Here is an 11198-nt window from a genome sequence, read left to right as displayed (position 1 = left end):
CTCGCGCCGGGTCGCGCGGCTCACCAGCAGCGACACCAGGAACGAGAACGCGAAGATGACGACGCCGATGGCCATGCCGTAGCCGTACGACGAGTTCGTGTACGCCTGCTTGTACATGTAGCTGAGCAGGACCTCGGAGGAGCCGTCCGGCCCGCCGCCGGTCATCGCGCGGACCAGCACGAAGCTGAGGTTGACCGCGCTCATGATGAAGAAGGTCAGCGAGGTGCGCAGGTTCTGCCAGATCAGCGGCAGCGTGAGGGTGAAGAACTGCCGGCCGGCCGAGGCGCCGTCGAGCGCCGAGGCCTCGTACAGGTCCTCCGGGATGCTCGACATGCTCGCCATGTAGAGGACCATGTAGTAGCCCAGCGACTGCCAGACCATCGCGATCGCGACCGAATAGAGCACCACCCGCTGGTTGCCCAGCCAGACCTGCTGCAGCCCGTCCAGGGACAGCCGCCGCAGCGTGCCGTTGAGCAGGCCGTTCTCCTGGTCGTAGACGGCCGAGAAGATGGCCGCGATGACCACGACGGAGAGCACGTTGGGGATGTAGAGGATGAAGCGGTAGAGGTTGCGCCCGCGCAGCTTCTGCCGGGTCATCAGGGCCGCGAGGAACAGCCCCAGGCCCATGGTCACGACGGTCACGACCACCAGCAGCGCGACCGTGTTCTGGAACGCCCGGACGAACTGGTCGTCGTCGAACAGCCGGGTGAAGTTGTCGAGTCCGACGAACCGCATGTCCGGGGAGAAGCCGCTCCAGGTGTAGAACGACATCCGGAAGACGTTCAGGGTCGGCCAGACCATGAAGAGCGCGAACAGCACCAGGGCCGGTGCCAGGCAGGCGAGGACGAAGCCGCCGTTGCCGCGCTTGCGGGCCCGTGCGGTGCCGCCACGGACAGGCGCGGGGGCACTGTCCGTGGCGCTCGGGGATGGTGGCGAGATCGTCGTCACCGGGCTAGTCGCCCGCCTGGCGCAGCTTCTCGCTGGCGTCGTTCAGCGCGGCCTGCCACTGGTCCTCGGTCTTGTCCTTGCTGATGATGCTGTTGGCGGTGTCGAAGAGGGTGCCCTTGATGTCCACGCCCTCCACCGGGGCGGTGCCGGCGAAGCCACCGACCAGCGCGGCGACCGTGGGATCCTCGTAGAGCTTGTAGAACTCGGCGTTCTCGCCGGTCAGCGTCGCGGCGATGCCCTTGACCGGCTGGATCGCGCTGGACTTGGCGAAGATCTCGGACGCCGCATCGGAGTAGAGGTAGGCGACGAAGTCCTTCGCGGCGTCCTTGTTCGCGGCGCCGCTGGGGATCCAGACCGACTCGACCGAGGTGGTCAGGTAGCGCTTGGCGCCCGCGGTGGCCGCCGGCAGCGGGGTGAGTCCCCATTGGAAGCCCTTGGCGCGCGGGGCGTCCTTCATCTCGCCGACGATCCAGGTGCCGTTCGGCATGAACAGCGCCTTGTTGTCGAGGATCGCCTGCTGGTTCTTGGTGAAGTCCTGCTCGTTCGCGTATCCGACGGTGGTCGGCGCGGCGTAGCCGAGCAGCCTGGTGGTGATGTCGAGGACCTGGCGCGCCTGCGGGGTCTGCCAGACGCCCTGCTTGTAGGTCATCACGTCGGTGTAGAACTGCTCGCCGCCGACGTCGGCCAGCAGCGCGAAGAAGTACGAGTCGAGGTAGCCCGCGGTCGGGTAGGTGAACAGCGCGATGCCCTGCGCCTTGGCCGTGTCGCCGAGCTTGAACATCTCGTCCCAGGTGGCCGGGACCTGCCAGCCCTTCTGCGCGAACAGGCCCTTGTTGTAGACCAGCCCGGTCGGCGCGTAGTACATCGGCATCAGGAAGGTCTTGCCGTCGCCGTACGGGTTGGTGTTGAGGCTGCCGACGATCCCGTCGGTGAGCTTGGCCTTGACCGTGGTCTGCTCGCCCGGGACGGTCATGTCCAGGACGCCGGTGAGGTCCTCCAGCGCCTTGTCCTTGATCAGCGTCTCGGTCAGCGCGGCCTTGCGGCCCTGGCCGAGCACCACGACGTCCGGGAACTTCCCGGCCTTCATGTTCGGGCTGATCTCGTCCTCGATGCTCTTCGAGATCTGCAGCTGCACGTCGACATCCGGATGCGCCGCCTCGTACGCGGCGGCGACCTGGTCGTACATGTCCCGCCCGTAGCCGCCCTCCAGGCCGGCGACCTTGAGCGTGGTCTTGCCGGAATCCGCGTCGCTCCCGCCGTCCGAGCAGCCGACAAGCAGGCCGAACGCCGTCACCGCGGCGCCCGCCAGGACTAATGATCTTTTCAACATGGGGAGGTCCTCTCCTGGACGCCGCGCCGAACGTTGTTACGGTGGCATCGATAACATGAAGAATCAAGAGGACGTTACGAAAAGCCGGCGCGCGGGTCAGCGGGAGCGCGGCGGCGCGGTGGACGCGCGGACCGTCAGGGTGGCCGGCGCCGCCGCAGCATGCTCGGCCTCGTCGCCGCCCAGCAGCAGGTCGACGGCGGCCGCGCCGGAGCGGTAGAAGTCCTGCCGGACGGTGGTCAGCGCCGGGTGGCAGTAGGCGGCCAGCGCGATGTCGTCGACGCTGACGATCGACACGTCCTCGGGCACCGAGCGGCCCCCCTCGCGCAGCGCCCGGATCAGGCCGAAGGCCATCTCGTCGCTCGCCGCGAAGACGGCCGTGACATCGGGGATCATCGCGATGATCCGGCCGTGCCGGTAGCCCGACTCGGGCGACCAGTCGCCCGCCAGCGGCGGCGGCGCCTCGATCCCGGCCGCGGCCAGGCACTCCTGCCAGCCCTGCCGGCGCTGCCGCGCCTCGATCCACTCGTCCGGCCCGGCGACGTGCCAGACCTGCCGGTGCCCGAGGTCCAGCAGGTGCTGGGTGGCGACCCGGCCCGCCTCCCGCTGGTCGATGCCCAGCACCCGGGCGCCGGCGGTGCGCGAGCCGTCCACCGTGACGGTCGGGATCTCCCGGGTGATGTCCTCCATCTTCTGCGTCACCGAGATCAGCGGAACCGCGATGACGAGGCCGTCCACGCCCTGATCGGCCAGCTTGGACAGGGACTTCTCCATCAGCGCGGTGTCCAGCGCGGCGATCGTCGCGATGCTCACCGAGAACCCGGCCGCCCCGGCCGCGGCCTCGACGCCGGCGGTCACCGCCGAGCGCGAGTAGTAACCGCCGGACTGCAGCAGCACCAGGCCGATGGAGTGGCTGCGCCCCGAGGAGAGCACCCGGGCGGCGTTGTTGAACCGATAGCCGAGTTGCTCGACCGCGGCGAGCACCCGCCGGCGGGTCTCCGGGTTGACGTTCGGCGAGTCGCGGAGCGCGCGCGAGACGGTCTGCGCCGACACTCCGGCGGCCCGCGCCACGTCAGCCATGCTGGGCTGCCTGCTGCGCGCGGTGGCCTCGGTCATGGGCGTTGTCCTCCTGCTGGTCTCACGGCACCCGGATCATACCGTCGTTGTTACGAATGGCATCGATAACATAGTCTCGCGTCGTGATCGAGCTGCCCGCGCCGGCCCTCGCCCCGGCACCCGCCCCCGTCAGCGCCCTCACCTGGCACGGCCGCCGGTTCTACCGGCACGGCGCACCGCACCGCATCCTGTCCGGCGCGTTGCACTACTTCCGGGTGCACCCCGAGCTCTGGCGCGACCGGCTCCGGCGGGTCGCCGACCTGGGGCTCAACACCGTCGACACGTACGTGGCATGGAACTTCCATCAGCACCGCGCGGACCGGGCGCCCCGCTTCGACGGCTGGCGCGACCTGGAGGCGTTCGTCGGCATCGCGGCCGAGGAGGGCCTCGACGTGATCGTGCGGCCCGGCCCGTACATCTGCGCGGAGTGGTCGAACGGCGGCCTGCCCAGCTGGCTCACCGCCCGCGACGTGGCGATCCGCACCTCCGACCCGGCCTTCACCGGGCCGGTCGAGCGCTGGTTCGACGACCTGATCCCGCGCATCGCCGCGCTGCAGGCCGGTGCCGGCGGCCCGGTGGTGGCGGTCCAGGTGGAGAACGAGTACGGCAGCTACGGCGACGACCACGCGTACCTGCGCTGGAACCGGGCGGCGCTGACCGCGCGCGGCATCGACGAGTTGCTGTTCACCGCCGACGGCCCGACCGAGCTGATGCTGGACGGCGGCACCCTGCCCGGCACCCTCACCGCCGCGACCCTCGGCTCGGCGCCGGGGGCCGCCCGCGACCTGCTCGCCCGGCGCCGGCCCGGCGAGCCGTTCGTCGTCGCCGAATACTGGAACGGCTGGTTCGACCACTGGGGCGAACGGCACCACGTCCGCGGCGTGGAGAGCACCGTGCGCACCCTCGACGGCATCATCGCCGACGGCGGCAGCGTCAGCATCTACATGGCACACGGCGGCACCAACTTCGGGCTCTGGGCCGGCGCCAACTCCCGCCAGGGCCGGCTCCAGCCCACCGTGACCAGCTACGACTCGGACGCGCCGATCGCCGAGGACGGCGCGCTCACGGCCAAGTTCCACGCCCTGCGCGCCACGCTCGGCGCCCGCGGACCGCTGCGCGTGCCCGAGCGGATGCCGGTGCTGCCGCCCACCCGGGTGCCGCTGACCCACCGCGCCGACCTGATCGACGGCCTGCGCGCGGTCCCGGTCCCGGCGTCGTCCGGCCCACGGCCGGCCACCTTCGAGCAACTCGGCCTCGACGCCGGCCTGACGCTGCACACCGCGTACCCGAGAATCCCGGAGGGCGACCACAAGCTGGTCCTGACCGACGTGCGCGACCGGGCGGTGGTCTTCGCCGACGGCATCCCGATCGGCGTCGCCGATCCGGACCACCCGGAACTCGGCGTACGCGGCACCGGCGCGATCGTCCGCCTGGAGATCGTGGTCGAGAGCCTCGGCCGGATCAACTACGGCCCGCTCCTCGGCCAGCACAAGGGACTGCTCGGCCCGGTCCTGGTCGACCGCCGCATCGTGCACGGCTGGACCAGCGCACCGATCGCCCTGCCCGACTGGACCCCGGACGACCTGCGCCGCGCGACCGCCGCCACGCCGACCGCGACCTCGTCCGGCTTCGCCGTCGCGACGCTGCACGTCGACACCCCGGCGGACACCTTCCTGGCGCTGCCCGGATCGGCGCACGGCCTGGTCTGGGTCAACGGATTCCTGCTCGGCCGATACTGGGAGATCGGGCCACAGGTCACGCTCTACTGCCCGGCGCCGCTGCTGCACGCCGGCGACAACACCGTCACGGTCCTGGAAACCGACCGGCTCGGCCCGGCCCTGGAGCTGCACGACCGCCCTCAGCTAGGTCCCACCGAGGAATACGTCGAGGAGTTCGCGTAGCGGGCCGCCCACGTGGCACGCGGGTGCGGGCTCAGCCGGTCGCCGCAGCCGCAGCCGGTTCTGGTACCCGCCTACCCCACGACCTCATCACCGCCGTCACCAGCAGTACCCCCAGAACGCGATGACCCTGGGGTGGTGGTTGGTCCTTTGCTCTGCTTCCCCATAGGAAACGCCCGATGGGCTGCAGTTCCTGCTCCGGTCGCTGCCAGGGCGACACCGGCCAAGGTGGTTGAGGTAACGGTGGCAGATCCTTTGCTCTGCTTCCCCATAGGAAACGCCCGGCGGGCTGCAGTTCCTGCTCCGGTTGCCGCCGGGGCGACACCGGCCAAGGTGGTTGAGGTAACGGTGGCAGATCCTTTGCTCTGCTTCCCCATAGGAAACGCCGGGTGGGGTGCGGTTCCTGCTCCGGTTGCTGCCGGGGTGGCACCGGCCAGGGTGTTTCCGATAGGGAAGCAGAGCAAAGGACCTTCTGCCGTTACCGGACGCTGCGGGAGCCGGGTGAACAGGCGGTGGTCGAGCCCGGTTCGCCCCGATCGAGGAGTCCGCACCGCTACGCGGAATCCTGGGTGATCTTGGTGTTTCGGATTCTGCCCGGCGATCGAGGTGGGCCGCTGCCTACCAGGATCTCAACGGCGTCCCGAGCGGCAGCTGCACGGAACGGGCGTGACGTCGTTTGACCCCCTTGGCACGACTCGCCCGGGCCACGCCGGTGGACACCGGGCCCGGACGAGGGAAGGCTGGGCCTTGGCGGGATGGATCGCGGAGAGGACGAATGACGATGCAGTACCGGCAGCTCGGCCGTACGGGCCTGAGGGTCTCGAACTTCACTCTGGGCACGATGGGTTTCGGCGGGACAGGCTGGGCCACCCCGGTCGGCACGATCGACGTGGCCGGGGCCCGCGAGCAGATCGCGATCGCCCGGGACGCGGGTGTCAACCTGATCGACACGGCCGACGTCTATTCGGCCGGCCTCTCCGAGGAGATCCTCGGCGAGGCGCTCGGCGCGGACCGCGACGAGGTGCTGATCGCCACCAAGGTGCGGATGCCGATGGGTGACGGGCCGAACGACGCCGGCCTCTCCCGGCACCACATCATCCGCGGCGCCGAGGCCAGCCTGCGCCGGCTCGGCACCGACTACATCGACCTCTTTCAGCTGCACGAATGGGACGGGCAGACTCCGCTGGAGGAAACCCTGACCGCGCTGGACGACCTGGTCCGCAGCGGCAAGGTCCGCTACGTCGGCTGCTCCAACTACGCCGCCTGGCAGCTGATGAAGGCGCTGGCCATCTCCGACGCCCGGCAGCTGGAAAGGTTCGCCAGCACCCAGGTCTTCTACTCGCTGCAGAACAGGGACATCGAGGCGGAGATCGTGCCGCTCGCGATCGACCAGGGCATCGGCATCCTGGTGTGGAGCCCGCTCGCCGGCGGCCTGCTCTCCGGCAAATACCGGCGCGGCGTGCAGGCGCCGCCCGGCAGCCGGCACCTCTCCGACTGGGACGAGCCGCCGGTCAACAACGAGGACAAGCTGTACGACACGATCGAGCTGGCGGTGAAGATCGGCGAGTCGCACGGGGTGTCGGCGGCGCGGGTCTCGCTGGCGTACCTGGCGCAGAAGCCGGCCGTGACCTCGCTGGTCGTCGGCGCACGCACGCCGGAGCAGTTGCGCGACAACCTGGCCGCGGCCGACCTCGAGCTGACCGCGGACGAGATCGCCGCGCTCGACGACGCCAGCGGCGAGCCGCTGCGCTACCCGTTCTGGCACCAGGCCAAGACCAGCGCGGACCGGCTGGGCCCGGCGGACCTCAGCCAGATCGCCCGGCACTTGGGCTGAGCAGCCCGCCCGACCGCCGGTTTCCGGGGTTGGCGGTCGCGGCGAGTAGCGCGCCCAGGCCGCTCGCCTGGGTGCGCCACTCCCGCGCGTTCGGGTATGCCGCCGATCTGCCCGGACCAGCGCTGGCCGATCCGGTTGAGCGGGTCGCGGTCGTGCTGCCAGATGACGTCGGCCTGCCGCTGGGCATGGGCGCGGTAGGCGCTCGCGCCGGTGGCGTCGGCCAGATCCATCAGGTATCGCATGAGGATTCCCTTGAACTGCTTCTGGTTGTCATCGACCGGATCGTCTGGTCATGGGGTCGCCGCGCGCCGCGGGGCCGGTCCGACGGGCCGGGTCGGCTGACGTCGGACCGGGCCGCAGTGCCGCTACGGCGTCAGGTAGCAGGACTTCACCACGCCGGGCAGCGGGTCGCTGCCGAACGCGGCCGTGGTGCACGCGGCGGTTGAGGTGAAGCTGCGGTAGAGGTACTTGCCGCGGGCCCCATAGGCGACGGTCTGTTGACCGGTGAAGGTGCAGGTGCCGTTCTCGGCGGCGCAGGTGGTGCCGTAGCCGCTGGGGGCACCCGTGCGGGAGTAGCAGGCCTTCACCGTGTTGGCGATCGGGTCGCCGAAGGTGGCGTTCGAGCAGGAGACGTTTCCGGTGGCCGTCGTGTAGGCGAACGCACCGTTGGCGCCGTACGCGATGGGCTGGCCGCCGGCCGCGGCGCAGGTGCCGTTCTCCGCCGCGCACTGGGTCCAGCCGCCGGTGGGGCCGCCGGCCGGCGGCAGGTAGCAGGCCTTCGCGGTGCCGTTGAGCGGATCGCCGAACACCTCGTTGGTGCATGCGGTGCCGCCGGCGAGGATCCGGTGGTTGAAGGCGCCGTTCGCGCCGTAGGCGACCCTGCGGTTGTCGGTGAAGCCGCAGGTGCCACCCTCCGCCGCGCACTGGGTGTAGCCGGTCGGGCCGCCGAGCGGCGCGACGTAGCACGACTTCACCAGGTTGACGGCCGGGTCGCCGTTGAAGGCGGCGTTGGTGCACGCGGTGCCCTCGGTGACCGTCTTGTAGGTGTAGGCGCCGGCCCCGTAGGCCACCATGCGCGTGCCGCTCAACGAGCACTGCCCGTTCTCGGCGGCGCAGCGGGTGAATCCGGCCGGGAGGTCGCCCCCGGTCGGCGTGGGCGGCGCCGGGTTGCCCAGGCCGGTGGCGGTGAACGTGTAGGTGCCCGGGGTGACGCCGGTCAGGTACACGTACGCGTCGTCCTGGGTGCCGCCGCCGATGCCCGGTCGCGGGGTGAAGGTTCCGTTGCTCCAGACGACCGCGCCGTTCACGGAGACCGTGATGGTGCCGGTCAGCTTCGGGACGCCGATCCGGCCGGTCGTTCCGGCCGGGCTGGTGATCTGGGAGGTGAAGGTGCCGGCGGACGGGTCGCGCGACCAGGCAGCGTTGATCGCGCCCTGCGGCATGGTGATGCGGCCTTCGACGCTGGTGAGGTCGCCGGGATGGGGCACGAACCGGTACTGCCCGATGGTCGGCTCCGGTGCCGTGCCGAGGACGTCGAAGGTCAGCGCGGAGGTCGGCCCGGTCGACCAGCCGTGCGCCAGGCTCATGAACGACGGGTTGTAGGCGAGCCCGCCGTCGGCTTTGATCCCCTCCCACATCGTGCTCCTGGTGCCGACCGGGCTGTCGAGCATGTGACCCCAGGTGCGACGGATCTGGGCCAGGGCGGTGTGGTCGTCGTTGGCGGTGAAGTGCGCGTGCACCTCCATCGAGCCCGGGAACGGGTGGACGTCGCCGTTCCACTCCGGCGTCGTCGCACCGTACGCGTTCCACCGCTGCGCGAGGCGCTGCACGATGCTGGTGTTCTTCGCCGCCGAGTCGGTGAGGCCGTACCAGACAGCCATGGAGTTGCCGTCCTGCGGGTACATCCCGCTGGTGGGGTTGTCCCGGTACATTCCGGCGGCGGCGTCCCAGAGCCGCGCGTTCGCGGCCGTCTTGAGCGTTGCGGCCCGGCTCGCGTAGGTGGCCGCCAGCGCGCTGTCACCCTGGACCGCCGCGAGCCTGCTCGCGCCGGTGAGGGTGGCGTACATCAGGGCGTTGGCCTGGATGTTGAGCCCGCCCTGGCCGTTGCGGGCCCAGTCGGCGGTGTTCGTGACGTTCAGCAGCCCGCTGCTGTCGGTCTTGTTGATGATGTAGGTCATCCCCCGGGTGAACCTCGACCACACACTGTCGAGCCAGGCCTTGTCGGCGGTGTAGTTGTAGTACGTCGACGTCACGTTCAGCGTCCACAGGTGGTAGGTGTCCGAGCCCCACAGGTTGAACGGCGGGCCCGAGTAGGGCAGCTCGCCGGAGGTGTTCTGCATGTTGTAGACGGTGGTCAGGGCGTTGCGGCTGGATTCCAGCTCGTTGGTGGACGCGTACGCGGTCGGGGTCGCGATGCCGAGGTCGCCCGGCCACACGTTGCGGTCCCGCTTCGCGGCGTCCGACAGCACCGCGGTGCCGACGCCGGCCACGGCGGCGTTGTTCCACAATGTCGCCGGGGCGGGCCACGCCCGGCCCTGGTTGGCGGCGATCGTGCTCATCTGCACCGTGTAGGCGCCGCCGTACCAGATGCGGTTCAGCAGGTTGTCGTTGGAGTAGAAGTAGTTCGCGTAGTCGGCCGGGTTGGCCTTGCCGGGTGCGGCGGTGAAGTTCAGCGAGACCCTGGTCAGGTCGACCCAGCCGGAGGTCCGCAGGAAGACCGTCAGGTAACGGAAGCCACCGCGCAGATATTGAGCCGGCATGGTGTAGCTGCCGTTCGCGGGCGCCGCGGCGGTGAGCGCGCCGTCCCCGCGACCCTCGTGCGTGGCGCTGGTGTCGCTGTCGTTGCCGACGAAGAGCGACGACTCGCTGAACGCCAGCCCCAGTTGCTGGCCGCTGTTGCTGGCGGCGCCGAAGTTCAGCGTCACCAGGCCGCCGACCTCCTTGCCGAAGTCGAGGGTGATGGACGAGTTCGCGCCGGTGATCCGCGTCGCGAGGTCGGCGAGCACGTTCTGCGGGTTGGCGACCGTGCCGGTGGTGCGATAGATCGCCGTCGGGCGGACCGTGCGGGACGTGGGCGACAGGTTCAGCGCCTCGATCGCGCCGGGTGGCGGAGCCGCGGCCACAGCGGCGGCGGCCTGGACCGGTGCGGCACCGGCGGGCAGCAATGCCGCGAGGACGGACAGGGTCATGGCTATGGAGCCCCGGCGAACGAACGGTCTGCGCATGGCTGCTCCGCCTCCTGGACAGCGTTGAATGGCCCGCACGACCGCCCCCGCCATCGCGTGGAGCGCTCTCTCGATCGGGGGATCGACGGGATCTGTAAACTAAGTGAACAGTGGATTGATAGTGCTACGTCGATGCGTCCGTGTCAATGATACGATTCAAAGCCGTTCATTCCGCCCGCCGTTCGGCGATCTCCTGGATCGCGAACCGCCGCACGTCCTCGTCGGGGTCGCCGGTGGCCCGTTCGCGCAGCAGCGGCAGGGTGCCCGGATCGGTGGGCCAGCCCGCGACGATCCCCCTGACCACGGCCAGCCGCACGCCCTTGGCCCGGTCCACCATCCGTTCGTGCAGCCAGGGCAAGGTCTCCGGGTGCTCGGCCCAGCCCGTGGCGATCGCCCGCACCGCGACCGACCGCACCGTCCAGTTGCCGTCGGCCACGGCGCGCTCGCGCAACAACGGCAGGGTGCCCGGATCGGTCGGCCAGCCCGCGACGATCGCTTCCACCGCGGCCAACCGCACGCCATTGGCCCGGTCCGTGGTGCGTTCGTGCAGCCAGGGCAGGGTCTCCGGATGCTCGGCCCAGCCCACGGCGACCGCCTGCACGGCCGCCTTCCGCACGTCCCAGGCGGAGTCATTGGTGGCACGCTCACGCAGCAACGGCAGCGTGCCCGGGTCGGTCGGCCAGCCCGCGACGACCGCCTTGACCACGGCCAACCGCACGCGGCTGGCCCGGTCCATCGTGCGTTCGTGGAGCCAGGGCAGGGTCTCCGGGTGCCCGGCCCAGCCCGCGACGACCGCCTGCACGGCCGCCTTCCGCACGTCGTTGTCGGGATCATCGATGGCACGCGCACGC

General features: G+C 70.5%; 7 protein-coding genes. 2 read left to right on the top strand and 5 right to left on the bottom strand.

Annotated features, from left to right (window positions below):
* The 3 genes from DMB66_RS56490 to DMB66_RS56480 form a co-directional block, all read right to left on the bottom strand.
* Positions 1–948: carbohydrate ABC transporter permease (locus tag DMB66_RS56490; protein WP_233625555.1), on the bottom strand; the 948-nt coding region annotated here is incomplete at its 3' end.
* Between the two features lie 4 nt (positions 949–952).
* Positions 953–2278, bottom strand: coding sequence for a carbohydrate ABC transporter substrate-binding protein (locus DMB66_RS56485; protein ID WP_199753236.1), 1326 nt, complete (start codon positions 2276–2278; stop codon positions 953–955).
* A gap of 96 nt (positions 2279–2374) precedes the next feature.
* Positions 2375–3391, bottom strand: a complete 1017-nt coding sequence (locus DMB66_RS56480; protein WP_125812242.1) for a LacI family DNA-binding transcriptional regulator — start codon at positions 3389–3391, stop codon at positions 2375–2377.
* Between the two features lie 83 nt (positions 3392–3474).
* Between DMB66_RS56480 and DMB66_RS56475 the strand changes: the two genes are divergently transcribed.
* Together DMB66_RS56475 and DMB66_RS56470 are read left to right on the top strand one after the other, a co-directional pair.
* Entirely contained in the window at positions 3475–5292 is a 1818-nt protein-coding gene (locus tag DMB66_RS56475) for a glycoside hydrolase family 35 protein (protein WP_199753235.1), read from the top strand.
* Between the two features lie 772 nt (positions 5293–6064).
* Entirely contained in the window at positions 6065–7123 is a 1059-nt protein-coding gene (locus tag DMB66_RS56470; RefSeq protein ID WP_233625554.1) for an aldo/keto reductase, read from the top strand.
* Between the two features lie 365 nt (positions 7124–7488).
* Here DMB66_RS56470 and DMB66_RS56460 read toward each other — a convergent pair whose 3' ends face one another.
* Positions 7489–10347 carry an alpha-L-rhamnosidase C-terminal domain-containing protein gene (locus DMB66_RS56460; RefSeq protein ID WP_199753234.1) on the bottom strand — a complete coding sequence of 953 codons (2859 nt, stop codon included), beginning with the start codon at positions 10345–10347 and terminating at the stop codon, positions 7489–7491.
* Between the two features lie 166 nt (positions 10348–10513).
* Positions 10514–11198: HEAT repeat domain-containing protein (locus DMB66_RS56455; RefSeq protein ID WP_199753233.1), on the bottom strand; the 685-nt coding region annotated here is incomplete at its 5' end.

The organism is Actinoplanes sp. ATCC 53533 (assembly GCF_003947245.1).
The sequence above is the reverse complement of the archived record's forward strand: the minus strand, read 5'-3'. Positions and strand labels throughout refer to the sequence as shown.